This is a genomic window from Raoultibacter timonensis, assembly GCF_900240215.1.
GTDB lineage: Bacteria > Actinomycetota > Coriobacteriia > Coriobacteriales > Eggerthellaceae > Raoultibacter > Raoultibacter timonensis.
The window spans coordinates 207992-230085 of sequence record NZ_LT964681.1 but is presented as its reverse complement, the minus strand read 5'-3'; the positions used below and the strand labels follow the sequence as shown (position 1 = coordinate 230085).

Sequence of the window (22094 nt, the reverse complement as noted above, 5' to 3'; positions counted from 1 at the left end):
AGCGCCTATGCTATACTAATTCAGCTTGTATCGCAGATGCGGTATAAGCGTGAAAACTGTAGGCCCCCGAGACATGTTTGTAGCACGGTGATAAACCAGGCTTCATTGCATAAGCGAACATGGTGAATGTAGCAAGCAATCATGACGAAGGGTCCCCGATTTTTGTTTTGAAAGGGGTCCGTTTTGACCGAAATCAAGAACACGTCCGTTATCGAGTTCGACGACATCTCCGATGAGCAGATGAACCAGATGATCGACGGCACGCTGACCGAGTTCGACGAGGGCGATCTGGTCGGTGGTACGGTCGTTAAGATCGAGCATGACGAGGTGCTCGTCGACATCGGCTTCAAGAGCGAGGGCGTCATTCCCTCCCGCGAGCTGTCCATCCGCAAGGATGCCGATCCTGCTGACATCGTGAACCTGGGCGACGAAATCGAAGCTCTCGTTCTGCAGAAGGAAGACAAGGACGGCCGTCTCATCCTCTCGAAGAAGCGTGCCGAGTACGAGCGTGCATGGATTCAGGTTGAAGACAAGTTCAAGGCCGGCGAAGTGGTTACCGGCGAGGTTATCGAAGTCGTCAAGGGCGGCCTCATCCTCGACATCGGTCTGCGCGGCTTCCTGCCTGCTTCCTTGGTCGACCTTCGTCGCGTGAAGGATCTCGACATGTACCTGGGCACCGAGATCGAAGCCCGAGTCATCGAGATGGATCGCAACCGCAACAACGTCGTGCTGTCCCGCCGCGTGCTCCTCGAAGAGGGCCGCAAGAACGAGCGTGCCGAGATTCTCGAGAAGCTTTCCAAGGGCATGCGCCTCAAGGGCACCGTCTCCTCGATCGTCGACTTCGGCGCATTCGTCGACCTTGGCGGCATCGACGGTCTGGTGCATATCTCTGAGCTTTCCTGGAACCATGTCAACCACCCCTCCGAGGTCGTCAAAGTCGGCGACGAGGTGGAGGTCGAGGTTCTCGACGTCGATCTGCAGCGCGAGCGCATCTCCCTCGGTCTCAAGCAGACCACCGAGGATCCGTGGATCAAACTCGTCGAGGCATACCCGCTGGGAACCATCGTCGATGGCCGCGTGACCAAGATCGTTCCGTTCGGCGCGTTCGTCGAGCTGGGCGAGAACGTCGAGGGCTTGGTGCACATCTCCGAGATGTCGCTCAAGCACATCGATTCGCCTGCACAGGTCGTGCATGCCGGCGACGAGGTGAAGGTTAAGGTCATGGAGATCAACCCCGAGCGTCGTCGCATCTCCCTGTCCATGAAGGCCGCTGCTGAGGAGCTCGGTTTCGAGATCGAAGTCGACGAGAGCGTCGTCGTCGAGGAGAAGCCGGCCAAGAAGAAGGCTGAGAAGGTTGAAGAGGCCCCCAAGGTCGAGGCTGCCGAAGAGCCCGCCGCCGAATAACGCAGGTTCGATAGCGCGTTCAAGAAGGCGTCCGAGAGGGCGCCTTCTTTTTTGTACGGAGGATGCTGATTGACCGCGCAGAGAGCCATTTGGGCTCGGAGGATCCCGCGAAAGCTCCGATGCCTGCTAGCCGTTGAGCGGTTCCTTCTTGTCGAGCAGACGCTTCTCGTTCGCCTTCGCCTCCACGAGCGTGATGATCTCCTGCTGCGAGTGCACGTCGAGCTTTTTGTAGAGGTGATAGCAGTGGGTTTTTACGGTATGCGAGGAGATGAACAGGACATCGTGGATGTACTCGGTGTCCCTGCCCCGCGAGAGGAGCTCGAGCACCTCGGTTTCCCGCGGTGAGAGGTCGGCCTTTTCGGCGATTTCCAGAATGCTCTGCTTCCAGTAGTTCTTGCGATCATCCTCGATCCTGCTTGCCGTGTAGTCGGGCCAGCGGACGAACGTGAGGATGACGACGAGCAGAAACACGCAGCTGAGGCATGCCGTCGTGAAGACCGCATCGCCGAAGTCGCTTGCGAGAAGCACGATCGACCCTACGATCCAGCCGATCACCACGCCGATGGCGTTGGCGAACCTACCCAGCGCGAAGTATTTGGCGGGACGCAGCGATTCGGCGCGGATGATGCTTGCGAGGACGCTAAAGCTCAGCATGTCGTAGCAGGTAAAGCCAAAGATAAGAAGCGAACAGCAGACGATCCTCCAGAACGTATCGAGAAACGGGAGGGGCAACAGGATGGCGGCGATGCAGGAGAGGAGCACGCGCGATACGGTGGCGGTGCCGATATGCCGGTTAAGAACCGTGCAGTACAGCAGCAGAAAGACGCCGGGGAGTCCGAGCGCTATCCAAACAAAACCCTGACCTTGGTTGTGAAGCGAGAACGATACGCCGATGCAGAGGGCGAGACCGAATACGACCGAAAAGAAAAAAAGCTCAAGCGAAAGCTGCTTGAACGCCCGCGATGCGCCGGTGGTACGCGTTTTGACGATTTCGCTATCCTGCGAGGTGCAGAGGCGCGGCGCTCCCCAGAGAAGCGCTCCGGTGCTGCACGCGAGCGTTGCGATGGCGATAACGGCTGCAACGCCTTGCATGTTCGCAACGGCGAGGTAGATAATTCCAGCGAGAATCGTGCCCGTTGCTACGGCGTAGGGCAGCTTGTCGCCGTCGATGCGGGTGATGAGCGTGCCGAGTTGTACGAGCGCGGCGGCGGTTCCGCATCCCATGATCAGCCAGAGGACGGCTGTCGGCAGAGGCCAGGGGCCGAAAGCTGAAACGCTGCTGACGATCGGGGGAATGCAGGCCGCAAGCCCGCAGGTAAGGGGAAGCAGTTTTGGGGCGATGCTCCTGGTCCCTTGCGAAAACCAACTGTGGGTTCGGTATGCGACGAACAGAAAGAGGGCCGATCCTGCGAGCCCTGCTCCTTTGAGCAGCAGATCAGGTGCTTCGGTTCCCTCAAGGGACACCATGAGGATATCGGTGAAGTACGTCGAGAATATCCAGGCCCAATACAGGGCTACTGCAAGAAAGCCTGCGAGGAATTTCGGGGTGAAGTACGAAAGGGTGCTACTTGCTGCGTCGGGAATCGCACCCGACTGATCCTCGCTGCCCTGTGCGCTGTTCCGGCGACTTTGCGCTTCGCTTCGGTTGCTGTCGTATTCCGCCACGCGACCCCCTGATGTACGTAAAATGCAAACCGATCACATGATACTACCGAATGGCTTTGGGCGATCGGCCGAACGCAACCCCATACCGAAACCTTCGATCGTCGGCACCCTGCGAGCAAGGGCAAAAGGGTTCGAGCGATTCGAACCCCTTTGCGGGTGGGCGTTGTGTGCGCCATCGTGCGGATGCGCGCCTTATTCCGCTGGCTGCTTCAGCGAATCGGCCGATCCGAGGCGGCTGCCGCATGCCTTGCATCGCTTGGCGGTCGGGCCGTTCATGTGCCCGCATGCATTGCAATACCCCGGCACCTCTTCGAGTGCCGGTTTCGGGCGGGCAGGCTTCTTGCCGCATCGCCCGCAGTTCATGCACGCGTATCCGCACATCCGGCACCTCCTTCATTCGTGCGAAACGGGCTCGAGGCCGCGTTCACACCTTGTTCTTCTTGCAGTACACCCATCCGGCGGCTACGCCGAGCAGGATGAGGGCGGCGAATATGCCGAGCACGAGCGCGACCATGCTCCAGTCGCCCATGAGCGCCAAGGTGGTTGCGCCGAACACCGCATCCCCCGCGCCGACGGCCATGATGAGCATCCCGGCAGTGTTGAACGAGAGGAGCGACCCCATGATGCCGAGCGCTGAGAGCAGACCGCCAAGGCCCAAGCCGAAGATGAGAAGCTTGGGCGGTTCGAGCTTGGTCACCATCATGATGGCTTGGAATACGAGGCAGGTTGCCCCGCCGATAAGAAACGCGTTGAGAAATTCCATGTACGGTCACCTATCCGATCAGAAACGCGACGACGCCGACGATGACGACGATGAGCGAGCCTGTTCCGAGAACCCATGCTGCAAGCTTTACGCCGGCGAGCATCGAGGCTCCCATGGCCGCCCCGTCCTCTTTAGCCCGCACGACGGTTCCGGCAACAGCGGCGGCGAGTCCCGAGAACGGAAGCGCTGCACCGAAGCCGCCTACCTGCTCGATTTTCTGGTACACGCCGAACACGAACAGAACCGCGCCGACGAGGCCGACACCCACGAGCGTAGTTGCCGCAAGAAAAAACGAATCGGGTCCCAAAACGGCTACCGCGATGCTCATGAACGCCTGGCCGACCATTGCAAGTATTCCCCCAACGATAAACGAACCCACCAGTGCTTTAACCGAGTCCATCTGCTTCCCCCAATCGAGTGGGCTGCGGTGACCAAGGGGACTTGGACACCGCAGCGATACGAGTCCTTACGGTACGATGAGCAATTGCTGCGGCTTCTTCTCAAGCTCGCTTGCAAGCTCGGCGACGGGGCCGTAGGTGAGGCATTTTGCCTGACAATGCGCGACGCACGCAGGAAGCTTTCCCTTTTCGGTTCGCTCGCGGCACAGGTCGCACTCCTTGCTGAACAAGGGAACGTTCGCATGCTGCCAGTTCTTCCCCTCGATCTGCCACGGGCCGAGCTCGAACAGCTTCGCCCCGAAACGGTCGGTCGGCAGCCCGTGCTCCATCTGGCAGGCGACCTCGCAGGTGTGGCATCCGGAGCACCATTCGTAATCAACCAGTATTCCAAAGCGGGTCATGGCTATTCCCCTTCCTCGATCTTGTAAACCTTGCACAGAAGCGTTTTGTAGTTGCAGCCGAATCCGGCTTTGCCGGGGATGTACTGGAACAGGTTGTTCACATTCAGGTCCCGTACATCGAAGAGGTTCTCGGGATCGGCCTCCGGGTACCACCAGCCGTGGTCGGTCGAGACGGTCATCTCGTTGACGATGGGCGTGACTTCGAGGCGGCGCTTGCACCGTCCGCGCGCGTTCTCGACCCAGACCCAATCCTTGTCCTCGAGACCGAAGCGAACGGCGGTTGCCGGGTTCATCTGCACGATGGGGTCGGGGTGGACGGCGCGCAGATGGGGAACCTGGCGGTTTTCCGAATGGAACAGGGTGAAGTTACGGGCGCCGGTTGTGAGCACGAGCGGATACTCCTCGAGCAGCTCGGGCGTGGCGGTGGGTCCGGGCGTCGGCTCTTCGAAGTAGGGCAGCGGGTCGAGGCTAGCGTTGTTGTAGAAGTTGCTCCACAGCTCGATGCGGCCGGACGGCGTGTCGAAGCCGGGCTGTCCGTCGGCGCGAAGCAGGCCCTTTTCGTACTTGCGGTATTCGAAGGGGATGTAGGCGGGCGCGTTTTCCTGCAGCTCGTGGAAGTTCATGCCGACGCCTGCGTCTTCCAGGATGAAGGAGAACATCTCGTCGACGTCGGCCCACGGCCACGCGTCGGGGTTCAGGCGCTTGCCGAGCTCGAGGTTGATCTCCATGTCCGATTTGCATTCGCCGATTTGGGTCACCTTGTTGATGACCTCGCCGCGCTGGACGCCGTCGCCTACGCGCAGGCCGTCGCGCTCAGGATAGGTGCAGGCGGGAAGCACGATATCGGCCAGCGCCATGGCAGTCGGCGTCATGAACAGGTCGGTGACGACGATGAAGTCGAGTTTCTGCCACGCGGCCATCGTGCGCTCGGTGTCGGGAGCGGTGCAGGCAAGGAAGTTCGTGGTCTGCAGCCAGGCAGCCTTCATCTCGTAGGGCTTGCCGGTCTCGAACGTCTTGATCATCTCGTCGGTGGATGCAACCTGGAACCCGAAGTTCAAAAGCGCGTACTTGTCGAGGCCGATGCGTTTTTTGGCGATCTCGGGGTCGAGCAGCTCGTTGCCCCAGCCGCCCGCATAGTACAGGATGGAGGGCGGGGCGATCATGCCGCCGGGGTTGTCGATGTTGCCGGTGATCTCGAACAGCGCCGAAATGGCCTGACAGGCGGGCAGCGCCTCTTTGGTGGTGTCGATGGCGAGGCCCCACTGCATGATGGCGTTCTCGGCGTTCGCAAAGGTGCGCGCCGCTCCGATGATCTCCTCCGCGGGCACCCAGGTGATCTCCTCGACCTTCTCGGGCGTGAACTCGGCGACGCGCTCTTTCAGCTCGTCGAAGCCGTAGCACCAGCGATCGACGAAATCGTGGTCGTAGATATCCTCGTTCATGATGACGTTGAGCATGCCCATGGCGAGCGCGGCATCGGTGCCGGGGCGCAGCTGGCAGAAGTGCTCGGCCTTGCTGGAGAGCCAGGTGCGGCGCGGGTCGACGGTGATGATCTTCGAGCCCATCTTCATGCAGTCGACGATCCAATGGCCGTAGAGGCCGTCGGAGTTCGAAACGATGGGGTTGTTGCCCCAGAGCATGATGACTTCGGGAAGCTTCCAGCGCGGGTCGTCGTAGCGCTGGGCGAACTGTTGCGAGTAGTCGCCGAGCCAGAATGCGCCGGTGGTGGCGAAGCATCCGGCTACGCGGGGGAGGTAGCACGACATGCCGCTCATGCCGAACAGGTAGTTGGGACTGCCGTACGACCAGGCGAGACGCGTGATCCATGCGGCGATGTCGCGGCCGGTTCCCTGATAGAACGCCACACGCTCGGGACCGAACTCTTCACGGATATCGATGAACTTGGTTGCGATGGTGTCAAAGGCCTCGTCCCAGCTGATGCGCTCCCACGTGTTCTTGCCGCGGTCTTCGCGGGCTCGCTTCATGGGGTACTTCAGGCGATCGTCGTGGTTGGTGCATTCGGGCAGGGCGAGACACCGCGGGCAGAGGCGCCCTTCGTTGAAGGGGTTCTCGGGATCGCCTTCAACCTTGACGAGCTTGTCGTTTTCGTCGGTATAGAGTAAAACGCCGCAGCCGATATGGCATCCGGGCCCCGTCCATGCGCTTCCGCGCGTAACTTTGAGACCGTCCTCCTCGTAGTGCCATGGCTTCTCATGCGCTACGAGCTCAAAGCCTTTGTCTTCCATGTTTCCACATCCTCTCGTCTTACGTGCCGTGTGCGATGCATGCGGGCGGCGATACAGTTTCGGGCTTCCGAACCGCATGCGGGCTTGGGTGCATCATGGGCGGGTAAGGTGTGCAGCGCAATCAAACGGGGCGCGCCATTATGGGGAAAAGGGCGAAAGCAGGCTCATACCAGCGATGTGAATCGTCGGTAAGACGGGCTGTGTGAGTGTGGATAACACCTGGTAGAATTAGTTTACGGGAAAGGCGCACTGTCCGATTGCATGCGTTCCCGACATCGGATCCGGCATCGGACGGGCTGCTTGCCGACTTGCGGAGCCGATTTGATCTCAGCCTTCGAGTGCCTGCTTGATCATGTCGACGTAGACCCGAGCGCCCTCTTCGGTCAGATGGGTTCCGTCTCCGTCGAAGTAGCTTTCCTGCCCCGCGCTCAGCGCCGACCAGTCGATGAGGTGTACGTTTTCATATCGATCGGCCGCCGCTGCAAGGGCTGCGTTGGTGGCGTCGATCCACGATTCGGGAGCGCGTGCGGTGATGAAGTAGATCTGTCGATTTTCGCCGACCTCGGCTACGAGCTCGTCGATCTGATCATCGGTAGCTACGCCGTTGGTTCCCAGGGCGAACACGACGGTTTTTCCGACGACGCCCGCATCGTCATAAGGGTCGAATACGCTTTTTGCCGTATAGAACTGACGGCTGATCTGTGCGTCGATGAGTCCGTCGGGGAAGGCTTCTTCGAAGTAGGGAACGGTTCGAACCGAGACCGAATCACCTATCATCACCGGGTTGTATTTCTTGACGACGGGATCGGGTTTTGGCGCTTCGATCACATCGCCTACATGGCGATCGCCTATGAGGGGCATGAGCGAAACGTCGAGCCCCATCTGCTGCTTGACGAGGGAGGCGCGGCTTTTCTCGGAGCTGGTTTTCATCTCGTCAATACCCTCGACTGCCGAAGTGGGCGGCACGATCGCGATGCCGCCGATGGCCATTGCGGCAACGATTCCGCAGCTTGCGAGGGCAACGAGGTGCTTTTGCGCAAACGCCTGCAGGTTGATTTCGCCCGATCGGACGCCTTTGACGAAGGTGCCGATGGCGCCTTTCCTGATCGGGTCTTCGATGAATTTGAACGAGAAGGCGGAAACGGCGAAGATGGCGGCGAGCTGCACCAGGCAGTACAGAAGGTTGATCTCGCCTGTGGCATTGCCGGGGTTCATGAGCAGCAGCACGGGGTAATGCCACAGATACATGCCGTAGGATCGTTTGCCGATCCAAACGAGCGGGCGTGCCGAGGCGATCGACCCGAACCTGCTTCGGGGGTTCGCGATTACCGCAATGACGACGGCGGTGAGCACCGAGGCGATTACGAGGCCGCCCCAGTACAGAAACGGCGAGAACCCGTCGGTAAACGCCACCATGAGCACAAGGCCGGCAAACGCTGCTATGCCGATGCCGTCCATGGCCATGCGGCCTTGCTTGGTAAGGCGGGCGCCCACTTTGCCCATGCGGCTCGCAGGCATCTTGAACGCGAGCCATGCTCCGATGAGCAGCGAGAAAGCGCGCGTATCGGTTCCGTAGTACACGCGGCTCGGATCGGCGATGGGATTGTAGAGAAAGGCCATGGCGAGTGCGGATGCGGCGGCGAGCACGACGGCTATGCGGCGCAAGAGCGGCCGTTTGGCCCCTAGCTTGAATGCGGCGAGCAGGGCGACGGGCCATACGAGGTAGAACTGCTCCTCGATGGCGAGCGACCAGAAGTGGTTGAGCGGCGAGGGCGCGCCGAGGGCTTCGAAATACGAGAGGTCGTGGAAGATGTACCACCAGTTGCTGAAGAAAAGAAGCGCAGGCGGTATGTCGGGACGCATCTTCGTGAGCAGCTCGTGGTTGAACACGGTACAGAGGGCGGCTACGACTATGATGACGAACACGATGGCGGGCACGAGCCTTCGAACGCGCCGCAGCCAGAAATTCTTGAGGTCGATGGTTTTCGTTTGAGCCCATTCGGTTACCAGCAGGCCGGTGATCAAGTAGCCGGAAAGGACGAAGAATACGGTGACGCCAAGCAGTCCGCCTTGGGCCCACGAGAAGTTCATGTGGTAGGCGATGACCGCGAGAACCGCGAAAGCGCGCAAGCCATCGAGAGCGGGAATGTATCGCGATTTAGAGCCAGACATGCTGCAGTTCGTCCTTGGGTCAATGGTTGTCGAAACGTTCTTGCATCAACAGGAACCGATGCATTATAGCATCGCATTGCCTCATAAGCACAGCGAACGCGCGCAGGGATCGAGCGGTTGGGTCTAGGACAGCGAACGGTTGAAGCGGTGTTTACTTCATATTGGAAAAACGCTCGACCGCTTTCGCGAAGCTTTCGATGGTCTTGTCGGCATCGCCGTGTTCGATTCCGTCACGCACGCAGTGTTTGATGTGGCCCTCAAGCACGACCTGCCCCGCTTTGTGAAGCGCCGATTTAGCGGCGTTGATCTGCGCAAGCATGTCTTCACAGGGAATGTCTTCGTCGACCATGCGGTCGAGTGCCTGTACCTGCCCGACGATCTTTTTGAACCGGCGATGCAGATTGTCTGCATCCATGCACTGTCTCATGAAACCTCCTCGTCGCATCCGCGCGGCAGCGGCCGGCGCATGCGCGATTGCGTCTTCGGGAATCGCTTCGCTGTCCTCAGTATATACGAGTCGCTATTGCGGTCCGCTTTCGGAACCGAACGGAAAAGTTAAAAAACCTGTTGCCAGTATAACGTTTTGCTGTATTATACCAATACCCCTATAGGTATAATACCACGGTTAACATAATGGGATGCTACGGTGTACGGAGGCGAAAGCGCATGATGGGAATGCTTGAGAAAATCGTCGAGTGGGGCGGTGTGAAGCGCGACATTGCGTTCTTGATCGTATCGGCGGCGGCGCTCGCGCTGAGTTTGTTCAGACCTGCAGGGCTGCCTGTTGATCCTGCTTGGGTCGCCATCGTGCTCTGTGGTTTGCCCATCGTGCTCGAGGCGGTCATCGGACTGGTAACGGAGTTCGACATAAAGGCCGACGTGCTCGTATCGATTGCGTTGATCGCCTCGGTTATCATCGGGGAGTATTTTGCGGCGGGCGAAGTTGCCCTCATCATGCAGCTCGGTGCGCTTCTCGAGGATTTGACAGTGGCAAAGGCTCGGGCGGGCATTGAGAGGCTGGTGGACCTTACTCCGAGTACGGCGCATGTGATCGTCGGCGGATCGGTGCAGACCGTTGACGCTGCAGAGGTGCGCGTAGGGGATACGGTGCGTGTGCTCCCCGGCGAGACGGTGCCGGTGGACGGTATCATCGAAGAGGGGCAGACGTCGATCGACCAATCCGTGATGACCGGTGAATCGATGCCCGTCGACAAGAGCGGTGGCGACGAGGTGAAGAGCGGGACAGTCAACCAGTTCGGCGCCTTTACCATGCGCGCTACAAAGGTTGGCGAGGACAGCTCGTTGGCCCGCATGATCCGCCTCGTCCAATCGGCCGATGCCGGCAAGGCGAAGATCGTGCGCCTAGCCGACCGTTGGGCTACCTGGATCGTCGTAATCGCACTGGCATCCGCTGCACTGACATGGTTCGTGACCGGGGAGATCATTCGTGCCGTTACCATCCTCGTCGTCTTCTGCCCCTGTGCGCTCGTGCTTGCGACGCCGACCGCCATCATGGCGGCGATCGGCAATCTGACCAAGGTGGGCATTCTCGTTCGCGAGGGCGATGCGCTCGAGCGGTTGGCGAAGGTTCGTCGTATCGTATTCGACAAAACGGGCACGCTCACTTACGGAAAGCCCGAGGTCGTGGCGATCGAAACGCTTTCGCACGCGAACGAAATCGGGAAAGACGAACTCTATGCGCTGGCGGCGGCAGCCGAAGCTTCGAGCGAGCATCCCCTTGGCAAGGCTGTTGCCGAGAGCTATCGATGCGCCTACGGCAAAAACGCATCGGCGTCATCTGATTTCGAGATGCTTCCCGGGCGTGGCGTGTGCGCAAACGTTGAAGGGCGCCACGTGCTTGCGGGCAATGCCGAGATGATGATCGAGCGGGAGGTAAGCGGCTTCGATCTCGCCTCCGCCGAGTGCTACGTCTCGCAGGGCTGCACGATCGTGCTTGTTGCCGTAGACGGTGCGCCCGCGGGTTTCATTGCTCTTTCTGACACTATTCGCGAGGATGCCCGATCGACGGTCGCCTCGATCGGGGCGACCGGAATTCAGCCGGCACTGTTGACGGGGGACCACGCGCAGGCGGCAGGTCGTATAGCTGCCGAGGTGGGAATTGCCGACTATCGAGCCGATTGCCTGCCCGAGGACAAGCTCGCCGCCATCGAGGCCTATGGGCGGTCAGGCGAGCGGGTTTGCATGGTGGGGGACGGTGTGAACGATGCTCCTGCGCTCAAGAAGGCGTATGTTGGCGTTGCCATGGGCGGCATCGGCAGCGACATTGCGGTCGATGCGGCCGATATCGCGCTCGTGCATGACGATATCGCGGCTTTGCCCCATATGCTGGCGCTGGCGAAGCGCATGATGAAGACGATCAAGCTGAACATGGCGTTTTCCATGGCGTTGAACTTTATCGCCATCATCCTCGCCATGGCGGGCATCCTCGATCCGGTTGTCGGCGCTCTCGTGCACAATGCCGGTTCGGTGATCGTCATCGTGAACTCGGCATTGCTTTTACGGTGGGGCGTGCGAGGCCGTCGGCGGAAGGGTTTCCTGGCGCAGGCGCTTTCTCTGGAGTCGTCGGCTGCGAGCGCGAGTTGAGGATTGAGCGCTACCGTGTATGACCCTCGATCCCGCCAGGATTCTACCAGGTGCTTGTGTTGCGGCGGCTACCCGTCCGCCAGCCGGCGGACGGGTGCGGTTTTCGCGGGGCTTGCGTGTAGGCAATCGCGATTCTGCGGGCGATTGTGGTGTGGCGATAGCGTTGCCCGCAGCGCCGATATCTCGAAATATTTCCATACCCCCTTGACAGCTCCCTTCCTATCCTTATACTTATGAACAGTTGTTCATATGTTTGAAAGGTAAAGCTATGGAAACGGAGAACGAGCGCGCGACGGCTGCCGAGGAAGCATCCGCATGCGGATGCGGGGAGCCCCATGGCGAAGAGGCCCCCGAGTGCATGCCCGACGAAGAGCTCCTGTACGACCTCGCCGACTTGTTCAAGGTGTTCGGCGACACTACGCGCATCAAGATTCTCTACGCGCTCATGGGCAAGGAGCTGTGCGTAGCCGATATTGCCGAGACGATCGGGGCTACGCAGAGTGCGGTATCGCACCAGCTGCGCACGCTCAAACAATCGCGGCTCGTGCGTGCGAAGCGCGATGGGAAAAACGTTATCTACTCGCTTTCCGACGATCACGTATACACGATGCTCGCCCAGGGCATGACGCATATCTGCGAATAAGGGAACAATCGGGTGGCCCGCATATCGCGAAGGCGAAACCCGGATCCTCATACTGTTGCGACGAAGGGATACCACATGCGTAAGACATTCAAGCTCCAGGACCTCGATTGTGCGAACTGCGCGGCTAAGATGGAGAACGGCATCAAGAAGATAGACGGCGTGAATGACGCCACGATGAGCTTTATGACGCAGAAGCTTGTGATCGATGCCGACGACGGTCGGTTCAACGAGATTCTCGACGAGGTCGTCAGCGTGTGCAAGAAGGTAGAGCCCGATATGGTGATCCTTCGCTAGCAGGTAAGCCGCACTGCCGCAGGGATAAAAGACGAGACCTGCGGTCCATCGATTACGTTATGTTCGCCGACGGGCGCGGTCTATCCTCATGCCCGAAACCGGATAGGCGAATGAAGGGAAAGCCATGAATAAGAAGCAGAAGCGAACGCTCATCCGCATCGTTGTTGCGATCGTGCTGTTCGCTATCATATATCCGCTGCCGCTCGAAAGCTGGTTCGGGAGCCCCCTGGGGCTCTACGTCGAGTTCGCGCTCTTCCTCGTTCCGTACCTGATCGCGGGCTACGACGTGCTGTTCAAAGCGGCGCGCAACATTGGGCACGGCCAGGTGTTCGACGAGAACTTCCTCATGAGCGTGGCGACCATCGGCGCGTTCGCGCTCGTGCTGTTCCCCGATTCCGATCCGCATATGGCCGAGGGCGCAGCGGTCATGCTGTTCTATCAGGTAGGCGAGCTGTTCCAGAGCTATGCGGTCGGCAAATCGCGCAAATCGATCGCCGACATGATGGATATCGCGCCCGACTACGCCAACGTCATGCGCGACGGCGAGCTCGTGCAGGTCGATCCGTACGAGGTCGCCGTGGGCGACGAGATCGTCGTGAAGCCGGGCGAGCGCGTTCCGCTCGACGGCACCGTCGTGTCGGGCGCGTCGCANATCCTCGAACTCGTCGAGAACGCGAGCGAGAAGAAGGCTCGCACCGAGAACTTCATCACGCGGTTCGCGCGCTACTACACGCCCGCCGTCGTGATCGTGGCCGTGCTGCTTGCGGTCGTACCGCCGCTGCTGTTCGGCCAGAACTGGTCGGACTGGGTGCAGCGCGGTCTGATCTTCCTTGTGGTTTCGTGCCCCTGCGCGCTCGTTATCTCCGTGCCGCTTTCGTTCTTCGGCGGCATCGGCGGTGCGTCGAGGCTCGGCATCCTCGTGAAGGGAAGCAACTACCTCGAGGCGCTCGGCGATACCGAGACGGTCGTGTTCGATAAGACGGGGACGCTCACCGACGGTACGTTCAGCGTGGTCGCGGTTCATCCCGAAACCGACGTCGATCCCGACCTCATCCTGTCGGTAGCGGCGCACGCCGAAGCGTACTCCGACCATCCGATCGCCCTGTCGGTCAAGGAGGCCTATTCGGGGCCGATCGACCGCGAGCGCATCGCTGATGTGGAGGAGAAGGGCGGCCACGGCGTACGCGCTACGATCGACGAGCGGGTCGTGCTCGTGGGCAACGACAAGCTCATGTGCGAAGGCGGCGTGGACTACCACGATTGCGAGTTGACCGGCACGATTCTGCATGTGTCGCTCGACGGCGAATACATTGGCCATATCGTAATCGCCGATGTGGTCAAGGAGGATGCCGCCAAGGCCATCGCCGAGCTCCATGCGGTGGGAGTGAAACGGACCGTCATGCTCACGGGCGATCGCAAAGAGGTGGCCGCAGCCGTGGCTGCCGAGCTCGGCATCGACGAGTACCGCGCACAGCTGTTGCCGCAGGATAAGGTGGCTGCAGTCGAGAAGCTGCTCGATGAGACGACCGGCAAGGGCAAGCTCGCGTTCGTGGGCGACGGCATCAACGACGCGCCGGTGCTCACCCGCGCCGACATCGGCATCGCGATGGGCGCGATGGGCTCCGACGCCGCAATCGAGGCTGCCGATATCGTGCTGATGGACGACCGCCCCTCGAACATCGCGAAAGCCATCCACGTTGCCCGCAAAACCATGGGCATCGTGCGTCAGAACATTGTGTTTGCCCTGGCGATCAAGTTCCTTGTATTGATCTTGGCGGCGCTTGGCATCGCGAACATGTGGCTGGCCGTGTTCGCCGATGTGGGCGTGGCGGTGCTCGCCATTCTGAACGCCATGCGCGCGATGAACGTGAAACGGGATTAAGCTGCGGCTTCACGAGAAGCGCGGCATCTAAAGCGGCCCTGATCCTTGAGGATCGGGGCCGTTGTTCTGCCGATGCGAACTAGCCGCCAGTGCGCACTTTGCGGCGGACGTCTTCGGCTATCTGCAGCGATTCCGTGCGAAGCTCATGAAGATTGAGATCTTCGAGTGCAACAGGCTGGCCGGTTTTCGGAAACGCGCATGCACCCCGCAACGTTTCGTTGCTCTCATGCACCGCAATGCCTTGAATCATGAGCCCCAGCGGCTTCGCGCAGGAAATTACCGTATCGCCGTATGCATCGATTACCGCTTGCATCTTCTCGCGATCAGAAGCGTAGAGGTGCAGGCGATAGTATGGGGTGCCGCTTTCCGCCCGCCTGCTGAACCTCGTTTCCACCAGAGCCGCACCCTCGATCTTTTCGAGAATCGACCCGGCTTGGTCGAGGTTTTCGAAAGATCGGCAGAATGCGCGCTTAACCGTTTCGAGCAGGATGGACTGGTCGGCTCTCGCGTGGCGGGCGTCGGTTTTCGGCGCCCGCTTTCCGCTCGGCGAGTCTGCCTGCGCGCATCCGAGCAACTGGGCGATTCGCTCAACCGATTCGGGGAAGAGGTGGTGCTCCTTCATGCCCGCCCTTGCGGGGTGGATTACGATCTCGTCAACGTGGAGCCCCTCTTGCGCCATTGCGAGCCTCAGCAGTTCTCGGCGGGCGTTGATTTCCGAGCGGGCCATCGAATCGTCGATATAGACGCCTAGGAGGTACCATCCCTTGTCTTTCGCCGCGCCCTTGCGTGGCGCGGTATCCTCCTTGAAGTACAGGCCGTTCGTGTGGCTGAGCAGGAAGTCGGCAACGTTGGGATCGTCCGACCACGTGCTGACGACGGAATTCTTGTATCGCGTATTGTTTTGGGCAATGCGAAGCAGCTTGGCCTCGTCGGGATCGAGTGCCGCGAGAAGGTTCGATATTCCTGTGGCAAGGCTTTCCATGTTTTGCCTCTCGGATCGTGTCGGCGTCGAATAGTATAGCTTACCGCATACGATGCGCTCGGGCGAACACGAAAGCGGCGGGCGTACGGTTTGTCCTTGGCGCATGCTGCTCGCTGCGGATCGACCGGTTCATCGTCAAACCGGGATCGCGGTGCCTCGGTCGAACGCGAGCAGCCGTTGGTAGCGGGCGCTGGTTTGCTCGAGGTCGGCGGGCGAACCCGAGAGTTCGAGCTTGCCGTCCTCGATGAACACGACGCGATCCATCATCGAGGTGCCCTGGAGGTGATGGGTGATCATGACGAGCGTTTTGTCCCGCGTCGTTTCGAAGAACGTTTCGAGCAAAGCGCGTTCGGTTGCGGGGTCGAGGCCGACGGTGGGCTCATCGAGGATGATAATGGGCACGTCTTGGAGCAGGACGCGGGCGAGTGCGACGCGATGGCGCTCGCCTCCCGAAAAGCGCATGCCCGCCTCGTCGACGAGTGTGTCGAGGCCTTCGGGCAGCTGCGCGACCATGTCTGCGAGTCCGACCTTGCCGAGAACCTCCCGTATTTCATCATCGGTTGCGCGGGGGTTGCCGATCTGCAGATTCTCGCGCAGCGTCCGATTGAAAAGGTAGGTCTGCTGCTGGATAACGCCGATGTAGCGCGCCATGCTGTCGCCGAATCGGGTTGTCGCCACGCCGCCGAGCGTAACGGCGCCGGCAACCGGTTCGAGATCGCCGCGTATGAGCGAGGCGAGCGTGCTCTTGCCCGAACCGCTTTTCCCGAGGATCGCAAGCCGCTCGCCGTGCGCGATGTGAAGGGTGAGGTCATCGAGTACGCGGCGATTCGTGCCGGGATAGCGAAACGTCAGGCCGTCGATCGCTATATCGAGGGGCGCTTCGGGCTCGACCGCATCGCCTTCGGTGCGGGCGCTTGCCGGAAGTTCGCCCAGCCGCTCGATCGAATCGCGATACGAACTGGCTTCGGTTGCCGCTGCCGGCAGGGGGGTGAAGGCGTCTATGAGGGGGAAGAAGCCGAGTACGAATGCGGCGATCCAGTTGGCAGCGCCGCCATGGGCTCCGCCGAACATGTTTGCCGACCATACGAGCAGCATAACGGCGACCAGCGCGAACACTGCGCTCGTGAGAAGGTCGCGCCTGCGAGAGAAGCGTTCCGTCGATGCATCGATGTTCCTCATAGCGCGCTCGGTTGCTTTGTATCGGGCGAGGTACTCGTCGCCGCGATGCGAGAAGATCCAATCGGAGACGCCGAGCACGTTATCGGTGAGTTCGCTGTACAGTTCGTTCTTCATCGCTTTGCGCTTGGCGTTGCGTGCGCCGTTGACGAGCGCCGAGACGAGGGGTGCGAGAAACACGACCACGCCGAGGACGAGCAGCATCGCGAGGGCAAACCAGACCGAGAAGAACCCGAGGCCGATAACGATGGCGAAGTAGAGCAGCCAGGCCACGATCGTGGGGAAGACCGTGCGCAAGTACAGGTTCTGGATATGCCCGATATCTTCGGCGAGCAGCCCGAGGATATCGCCGGTTCTGCGGGATCGCTTGAAGGCTATCGCATCGCCTTCAAGCGCCTCGTAGAGCTTCAAGCGCAGACCCGACGTCATTCGGAGCACCCAATCATGGCTTGTGAGGCGCTCGAAGTATTGGAAGATCGGCTTTCCGATGCCGAATACGCGCACGAAGATGACGGGGAGGTGGATCATGAGGATGTTCCCCGGCATTTCGGCTGCACGGCTGATCAAATAGCCGGAGGTGAACATGAGGGCGCCTGCGAACACGAACGTAGCCAAGCCGAGTACAAGGGCGAGCACGAGGGCGCGACGATACTGCTTGAAGAACGGCTTGACCCAGCGATCGGCCTTGACGGTTGTCTTCCAGCTGCTCATCGGACCTCCGACCATTCCGTCAGCGCGGCAAGGGCGGCGAAGCTCTCGTTGCTCGCGCTTAAATCGGCAAGCGCTCCCTGCCCTGCGATGCGTCCGCGGTCCATGACGATGACCTCGTCCATGTCGTGCATCCAGTGCAGACGATGCGTAGCGAAGAAGACGAGCCTTCCTTCCATGAGCGGAAGCATCTTCTCTTTCAGCTCCATTTCCGTTTCGATGTCGAGGTGGGCGGTGGGCTCGTCGAAGAGCAGGATCCGCCGAGAACTGTCGAGGAAGGCGCGGGCGAGTGCGATCCGCTGCGCCTGGCCGCCGGAAAGCGGACGGGCCCCCTCGCCTATGATGGTTTCAAGGCCGTTGGGCAGTTCGTCGACGAGGCTGTCGAGCCCGACGATCTCGACGGCGCGCACGATATCCTCGGCGCATGCGCTCGGATGGTAGAACGCGATGTTGTCGCGCAGCGAGGCATGGAAAATATAGGGGTCCTGGGGAATGTAGATGACCTGTTTCTGCCAATCGGACTGCCCGAGATCGGGAAGGGCGGTGCCGTCGATCGAAACAGAGCCCTCGTTCGGCGCACAGAAGCCTCCGAGCAGGCTGATGAGCGTGCTTTTTCCCGCTCCGCTCGCTCCGACGATGCCGTACTTCTTCAAGCCGCTTGCCGTGAAAGAAATGCGGTCGAGCGTCGGCTGATCGGCGTATGCGAATCCGACGCCTTCAAGCGTGAGCCGCGATTCGTCCGACCAGGGTGAAATCGGTGTTTCGCTCGGTGTTCCGTCGGGCGAATCGATGAGGCTGCGAATGGATGAGAGGGCGTTCTTCCCATCGAGGGATGCGTGGTAGTCGGAGGCGAAGTTCCTGATGGGTCTGAAGTATTCGGGCGCAAGCACGAGGATGGCGAGCGCGGGGAACAGCACGAGCGTTCCGTCCAAAAGCCGCATGCCGAGCATGAAGGCAACCGCCGCGATCGAAAGCGTGGAGAACAGGTCGAGGACGAAGCTCGAGAGCGTAGCCACGCCGAGCGTCTTCATCGTGGCGATTCTGAACCGCTCGCTCACCTCGAAGATGGTCGTGCCGTAGCCTTTGCTCGCGCCGAAGAGTTTGAGGGTGTCGATTCCGCGCAGCGTATCGATGAAGTGGTTGGACATGATCTGAAAGGTGCGGTGCTGCTTCGAGGCCTTCTCCTTGGCGGTGCGACCGAGTATGGCCATGTAGAGGATGATGAACGGGAATGCGATGAGCATGATGAGTGCCGAGACCCAATCGAGGGGGAATGCGACGACGAGCAGGATGATCGGGATGACGAGCAACGCGCACATCTTGGGTAGGATGAGGCGAAAATACGTTTCGACTTGGTCGACGCCTTCGAGCACGGCTGCCGTAACACTGCCGGTGCCGTTTTCCTGCACGAGGCGCGCTTTCGAGGTGAACACTTTGTGCAGCAGTTCCGATCGGAGCGCGTCGGCGCGCTCGTAGGCGTAGCGATCCATGAAGCCGTCCTGAGCGTAGGCAACGCCCTGTTTGCCGATGAAGCACGCGAAAAAGAGGGCGATCCAGGCGAGCTGGTCGCCGAGGGCACCTCCGTACCAGAGGTTCGCGATGGCGCGTGCGAGCGACCAGGCTTCTCCGATGACGCACAGCGCTTGGCAGGCGGCGAATGCGCACAGTACGCCGAGGACCCGTTTGATCCCCGGCAAAGCGAAGACGGATTTGTCTAACATCGATTGCACTACCGTATGGTCCCTCGGTTGCTGTCGCAGGTGTTCTGGTTCATCCCGAAAGCAGAGTGTAGCACGCATGCCCCCTTTGTCGCTCGTTGACATCCTGCTGTAACCAATAATGATATAAATATAGTAGCATTTAATTTGAAAAGGCGCCACATGATGGAAGGCATGCAGGAACATCGTGTGCGAATCCGAGTTGCAAGCTCATGGTTTACATATGAGAACAGATGTTCTATATTGATAAGACGATAAGCCGGAACCCGCCAAAACATCGGACCATTTCCTCGCTGTGCGATCAGCTGGTGTCTTGGGCGAGTCCCGACAAGGAAAGGGGTTTCCTATGGAACTCGATCTCAAAGATTTTGCAGAAACCGTCAAAGCCGAAGAGGTGATGTATTTGGCGACGGCGGCGGGCGATAGGGTGTCGGTCCGTCCGGTTAGCCCGCTTTTGCTCGATGAGAAGACCGTCTGCTTCTACACCAGCAAAGATGCACTCAAGTATGCTCAGATGAAAGAGAATCCCCATGTCGGATTCGTCGTCGGCGCGGTTGGCCGCTATCAGGGGGAGGGCACGGTGCGATTCCTCGGAAGCGTCTTCGCCGAAGAGAACGCTGCTCTTGCGAACGCATATAAAGCGAAATACCAAGGAGCCTTCGAGGAGGCGGCACCCGGCGAGGTGATGGGGTCAAACGAGTTCCTGGTCATCGATCTGGGCTTGCTGAGGGGCTGGATATTCGACAAGGAAAACCCCGAAGTACCGATCGGGCAGGGCGAAATCGCGTTGTGAGAGCCGTGATCCCCGCCTGCTCGCGATCCCCGGCTTTTCTCGGCTTCGAACTCGTCTTGTCGCGAACCGCTCTTTTCCAGGCGTAAGGGTTCGGGGCGCGAAGGCCTCGTCGTCTACTGCTTTACGAGCAGGGGAACGGCGAGGCTTATAAGCAGAAAGATGGCGAGGATGACGAGCAATACCGCGGTTGCCTTGCGGTTGAGCTTGACGTCTTCGGCCTTCAGGGCGTTTTCGGCTATGAGCTCGTTCTCGGCAACGCGTCGTTCCCGGCCCATCTTTACGAACATCCAAACGAGGTAGGCGACCAGCGCTGCCGCGAAAACTCCGCAGAGAACGCCGCCGGCTGCGTACACCGCTTCGTTGTTGAGGTAGCTGCCGAGCCCGAGCAGGGGAATGGCTGCAATCATGGCGCAGCATATGATCATTGCGACCGATACGCGCTTGCCGAGCGTGCGCTGCTCGGGGCTGTTGTACTCCTCATCGGTTACGAAATTATTGCCGGCAATGGAGCGCAGCCATTGGCCGTGCCAGTACTTCCACGCCAAGAGCGCAAACAGGGCGAAGAGCGCGAGGGACAACGCGAGCCCTATGGCGAATGCACCGAGGTCGCCGACATGTTTCATAGCTCACTTCCTGTCTTGCGCGGTCGGGGTCGCCCGACCCGGATCATCAATACCTTAGCATTGCTAAATATACCCGAATCACTGTTAATTGGCAAGGCGAACGCACGCTGTCGAGTTGTGTCATCCATCCGAGGGGCTTCTTGGGCGTTCGGCGGGCGCTCTGTCCCGAAGCGACGGGGATCGTCTGCCGTAAGCGCATGGATGTTCAAGGGGTGGGGAAAGCCGTGTGGCAGAGCGAGTTTACAGATCCACCTCGCGTACATAGTCTACCCCTGTTCGTTCGCAGAGGCTGACGAGCCTCCGATCAGCCGTGAAGAGGGTCGCTGCACGACGTCTGGCCAACGTCAGATACAGCAGGTCGTATACCGAATGGTCGAGGCGTGCCGCTTCGAGAAACGCCTCATCGATGTTCTCTTCCAAGGGGATCGTCTCGTCGACGAGAGCGAGCGCCTTGGTGGCGTAGCCTCGTGCGGTGTTGTAATCGAGGAGGCCGGCGTGAACGTACTTCCAAAACGCATTGCGTACTTCAACGGTAAAAAGCGTGCTTGTGACGACTTTTTCCCGCTCAAGCATGAGGGCCCTGAAACCGGATCCAAGCGATGTGTCGCGTGCTATTTCGACGGCGGCGCTGCAATCGAGCACGATCATAGGGCGCTGCTCCGCTTCGGCTCGACGGCGGCCATGCGCTCCTCGCGCATCTCGCGTACCAAGTCGGCTGAATCGGGGAACCCTTTAGGTACGTCTAGCAAGGGGAGCTCGTCCATTTCGTCGAACAGCGCCTTGCGATACGCGATGCGCTCGGCCCATGGGTCGATGTTGGCTGCCTCGGCTTGCTCGTCGAATATCGCAACAACAGATTCCAGCGGGTCGGACTGCTTTCTTTTGCGCATGCTCAGATAAGCCCTCATAACGTGTACGGTCTGCTGGGAGATGCTCCTGTCGTCAGCGGCAGCGCATGCCCGCAGGTCATCGTAGAGGTCTTCGGGAAAATCCCGAACTTGCAAGGCTGGCATAGGCACCTCCTTCATATTACATACTTTTTCATGAAGTATACATGCATGATGAAAAGAGAGCAAGAGGATCGGGATTCTGGTCCAGTAACTTCGGTGGGCTTCGGTAGATAACGGCTATCGGCGGTCCTCTTCACGTGGAGGTTTCAGAGGCAATCTGGTTTACGGATTCGTCCAGTGCGAAGCGATCGGGGCGATGAATCTCGGCGCGCGCGAAAGGCGGGGTGCGGTGGAGATTGTCGGATCACTTGACGATGCAACGATGGCCGAAGTGATGGCTCGCGTTCTCGTCGTGATCGGCGCCGAGGCGGTCTAGCTTTCGGGTTCGCTGTAAGCTACTGTCGGCAGCGCCTGTTCGGAGACCCTGAGGCATCGGATCGTCGATGGTTGTGTGGGGCACGTCGGCGATGCTCCCAACATAGGGAAGCCATTCTATGTCCGCCAACCGCCGCTGTGCGATGGATTTCGGAGTCCCCTTCCGAATCCGAGACACGTTTCCCCTGATCAAAATTTTCCGAGCTGGATTATCAATAAAAAAACGTCGCACAGAGGCGGTTGGCGGACGTTGCATCGCGTGTTCCCTGCCGAATCGCTGCCGACATTGTCTCTGTT

General features: G+C 59.9%; 20 protein-coding genes. 6 read left to right on the top strand and 14 right to left on the bottom strand.

All coding sequences use genetic code 11. The features are described 5' to 3' along the window. Positions 1-183: 183 nt before the first annotated feature. Positions 184-1404, top strand: coding sequence for a 30S ribosomal protein S1 (gene rpsA, locus C1722_RS13185; protein WP_102379838.1), 1221 nt, complete (start codon positions 184-186; stop codon positions 1402-1404). A 126-nt stretch (positions 1405-1530) separates the two neighbouring features. Here the strand turns inward: rpsA and C1722_RS13180 are convergent, their stop codons facing one another. From C1722_RS13180 to C1722_RS13145, 8 genes are all read right to left on the bottom strand, one after another. Next, positions 1531-3069 (bottom strand): LuxR family transcriptional regulator, encoded by a 1539-nt coding sequence (locus tag C1722_RS13180; RefSeq protein WP_102379837.1) that lies wholly within the window; start codon positions 3067-3069, stop codon positions 1531-1533. A 192-nt stretch (positions 3070-3261) separates the two neighbouring features. After that, positions 3262-3450 (bottom strand): hypothetical protein, encoded by a 189-nt coding sequence (locus C1722_RS13175; RefSeq protein ID WP_102379836.1) that lies wholly within the window; start codon positions 3448-3450, stop codon positions 3262-3264. Between the two features lie 43 nt (positions 3451-3493). Next, on the bottom strand, positions 3494-3832 hold the full coding sequence (locus C1722_RS13170; RefSeq protein WP_102379835.1) for a SpoVA/SpoVAEb family sporulation membrane protein: 339 nt from the start codon (positions 3830-3832) through the stop codon (positions 3494-3496). Between the two features lie 10 nt (positions 3833-3842). Beyond that, positions 3843-4232 carry a SpoVA/SpoVAEb family sporulation membrane protein gene (locus tag C1722_RS13165; RefSeq protein WP_102379834.1) on the bottom strand — a complete coding sequence of 130 codons (390 nt, stop codon included), beginning with the start codon at positions 4230-4232 and terminating at the stop codon, positions 3843-3845. 66 nt (positions 4233-4298) lie between these two features. Continuing rightward, positions 4299-4631, bottom strand: coding sequence for a 4Fe-4S dicluster domain-containing protein (locus C1722_RS13160; protein WP_102379833.1), 333 nt, complete (start codon positions 4629-4631; stop codon positions 4299-4301). Between the two features lie 2 nt (positions 4632-4633). After that, positions 4634-6877, bottom strand: a complete 2244-nt coding sequence (locus tag C1722_RS13155; protein ID WP_102379832.1) for a molybdopterin-dependent oxidoreductase — start codon at positions 6875-6877, stop codon at positions 4634-4636. Between the two features lie 327 nt (positions 6878-7204). After that, entirely contained in the window at positions 7205-9049 is a 1845-nt protein-coding gene (locus tag C1722_RS13150) for an acyltransferase family protein (protein WP_102379831.1), read from the bottom strand. Between the two features lie 151 nt (positions 9050-9200). Continuing rightward, a complete protein-coding gene (locus C1722_RS13145) occupies positions 9201-9476 on the bottom strand; it encodes a metal-sensing transcriptional repressor (RefSeq protein ID WP_102379830.1) in 276 nt (91 codons plus the stop codon). Between the two features lie 239 nt (positions 9477-9715). Here C1722_RS13145 and C1722_RS13140 point away from each other — a divergent pair, with 239 nt between their 5' ends. The 4 genes from C1722_RS13140 to C1722_RS13125 all read left to right on the top strand — a co-directional run bounded on the left by C1722_RS13140 (position 9716) and on the right by C1722_RS13125 (position 14472). Further along, the gene (locus tag C1722_RS13140) at positions 9716-11653 is read left to right on the top strand and encodes a heavy metal translocating P-type ATPase (RefSeq protein WP_102379829.1); all 1938 of its coding nucleotides are present in this window, start codon (positions 9716-9718) and stop codon (positions 11651-11653) included. 358 nt (positions 11654-12011) lie between these two features. Further along, positions 12012-12296: an ArsR/SmtB family transcription factor gene (locus tag C1722_RS13135; RefSeq protein ID WP_244412610.1), complete on the top strand. Its 285-nt coding sequence runs from the start codon at positions 12012-12014 to the stop codon at positions 12294-12296. A 75-nt stretch (positions 12297-12371) separates the two neighbouring features. Beyond that, a complete protein-coding gene (locus tag C1722_RS13130; RefSeq protein ID WP_102379827.1) occupies positions 12372-12590 on the top strand; it encodes a cation transporter in 219 nt (72 codons plus the stop codon). A 124-nt stretch (positions 12591-12714) separates the two neighbouring features. Further along, on the top strand, positions 12715-14472 hold the full coding sequence (locus C1722_RS13125) for a heavy metal translocating P-type ATPase (RefSeq protein WP_102379826.1): 1758 nt from the start codon (positions 12715-12717) through the stop codon (positions 14470-14472). Between the two features lie 79 nt (positions 14473-14551). On the opposite strand, the gene C1722_RS13120 is transcribed toward C1722_RS13125, so the two are convergent. The 3 genes from C1722_RS13120 to cydD all read right to left on the bottom strand — a co-directional run bounded on the left by C1722_RS13120 (position 14552) and on the right by cydD (position 19059). After that, positions 14552-15454 (bottom strand): hypothetical protein, encoded by a 903-nt coding sequence (locus tag C1722_RS13120; protein ID WP_102379825.1) that lies wholly within the window; start codon positions 15452-15454, stop codon positions 14552-14554. 135 nt (positions 15455-15589) lie between these two features. Then, complete coding sequence (gene cydC / locus C1722_RS13115; RefSeq protein WP_102380391.1) at positions 15590-17341, bottom strand: thiol reductant ABC exporter subunit CydC; 1752 nt, start codon at positions 17339-17341, stop codon at positions 15590-15592. Further along, the gene (cydD, locus tag C1722_RS13110; protein WP_102380390.1) at positions 17338-19059 is read right to left on the bottom strand and encodes a thiol reductant ABC exporter subunit CydD; all 1722 of its coding nucleotides are present in this window, start codon (positions 19057-19059) and stop codon (positions 17338-17340) included. The genes cydC and cydD overlap by 4 nt, the downstream gene beginning before the upstream one ends. 343 nt (positions 19060-19402) lie before the next feature. Between cydD and C1722_RS13105 the strand changes: the two genes are divergently transcribed. Further along, a complete protein-coding gene (locus C1722_RS13105; RefSeq protein WP_102379824.1) occupies positions 19403-19849 on the top strand; it encodes a pyridoxamine 5'-phosphate oxidase family protein in 447 nt (148 codons plus the stop codon). Positions 19850-19962: 113 nt separating this feature from the next. On the opposite strand, the gene C1722_RS13100 is transcribed toward C1722_RS13105, so the two are convergent. The 3 genes from C1722_RS13100 to C1722_RS13090 form a co-directional block, all read right to left on the bottom strand. Continuing rightward, positions 19963-20472, bottom strand: coding sequence for a DUF3784 domain-containing protein (locus tag C1722_RS13100; RefSeq protein WP_102379823.1), 510 nt, complete (start codon positions 20470-20472; stop codon positions 19963-19965). A gap of 240 nt (positions 20473-20712) precedes the next feature. Then, positions 20713-21120 (bottom strand): type II toxin-antitoxin system VapC family toxin, encoded by a 408-nt coding sequence (locus C1722_RS13095; RefSeq protein WP_102379822.1) that lies wholly within the window; start codon positions 21118-21120, stop codon positions 20713-20715. After that, on the bottom strand, positions 21117-21485 hold the full coding sequence (locus tag C1722_RS13090; RefSeq protein ID WP_102379821.1) for an argininosuccinate lyase: 369 nt from the start codon (positions 21483-21485) through the stop codon (positions 21117-21119). The genes C1722_RS13095 and C1722_RS13090 overlap by 4 nt, the downstream gene beginning before the upstream one ends. Positions 21486-22094 lie beyond the last annotated feature (609 nt).

Excerpts from the sequence above, each read along its gene's own strand:
- C1722_RS13170 (WP_102379835.1), bottom strand. The coding sequence starts at position 3,832 with ATGGAATTTCTCAACGCGTTTCTTATCGGCGGGGCAACCTGCCTCGTA.
- C1722_RS13090 (WP_102379821.1), bottom strand. The coding sequence starts at position 21,485 with ATGCCAGCCTTGCAAGTTCGGGATTTTCCCGAAGACCTCTACGATGAC.
- C1722_RS13155 (WP_102379832.1), bottom strand. The coding sequence starts at position 6,877 with ATGGAAGACAAAGGCTTTGAGCTCGTAGCGCATGAGAAGCCATGGCAC.
- C1722_RS13160 (WP_102379833.1), bottom strand. The coding sequence starts at position 4,631 with ATGACCCGCTTTGGAATACTGGTTGATTACGAATGGTGCTCCGGATGC.
- C1722_RS13105 (WP_102379824.1), top strand. The coding sequence starts at position 19,403 with ATGGAACTCGATCTCAAAGATTTTGCAGAAACCGTCAAAGCCGAAGAG.
- C1722_RS13130 (WP_102379827.1), top strand. The coding sequence starts at position 12,372 with ATGCGTAAGACATTCAAGCTCCAGGACCTCGATTGTGCGAACTGCGCG.
- C1722_RS13145 (WP_102379830.1), bottom strand. The coding sequence starts at position 9,476 with ATGAGACAGTGCATGGATGCAGACAATCTGCATCGCCGGTTCAAAAAG.
- C1722_RS13100 (WP_102379823.1), bottom strand. The coding sequence starts at position 20,472 with ATGAAACATGTCGGCGACCTCGGTGCATTCGCCATAGGGCTCGCGTTG.
- C1722_RS13140 (WP_102379829.1), top strand. The coding sequence starts at position 9,716 with ATGATGGGAATGCTTGAGAAAATCGTCGAGTGGGGCGGTGTGAAGCGC.
- C1722_RS13175 (WP_102379836.1), bottom strand. The coding sequence starts at position 3,450 with ATGTGCGGATACGCGTGCATGAACTGCGGGCGATGCGGCAAGAAGCCT.
- C1722_RS13165 (WP_102379834.1), bottom strand. The coding sequence starts at position 4,232 with ATGGACTCGGTTAAAGCACTGGTGGGTTCGTTTATCGTTGGGGGAATA.
- C1722_RS13135 (WP_244412610.1), top strand. The coding sequence starts at position 12,012 with ATGCCCGACGAAGAGCTCCTGTACGACCTCGCCGACTTGTTCAAGGTG.
- cydC (WP_102380391.1), bottom strand. The coding sequence starts at position 17,341 with ATGAGCAGCTGGAAGACAACCGTCAAGGCCGATCGCTGGGTCAAGCCG.
- cydD (WP_102380390.1), bottom strand. The coding sequence starts at position 19,059 with ATGTTAGACAAATCCGTCTTCGCTTTGCCGGGGATCAAACGGGTCCTC.
- C1722_RS13150 (WP_102379831.1), bottom strand. The coding sequence starts at position 9,049 with ATGTCTGGCTCTAAATCGCGATACATTCCCGCTCTCGATGGCTTGCGC.
- C1722_RS13095 (WP_102379822.1), bottom strand. The coding sequence starts at position 21,120 with ATGATCGTGCTCGATTGCAGCGCCGCCGTCGAAATAGCACGCGACACA.
- C1722_RS13120 (WP_102379825.1), bottom strand. The coding sequence starts at position 15,454 with ATGGAAAGCCTTGCCACAGGAATATCGAACCTTCTCGCGGCACTCGAT.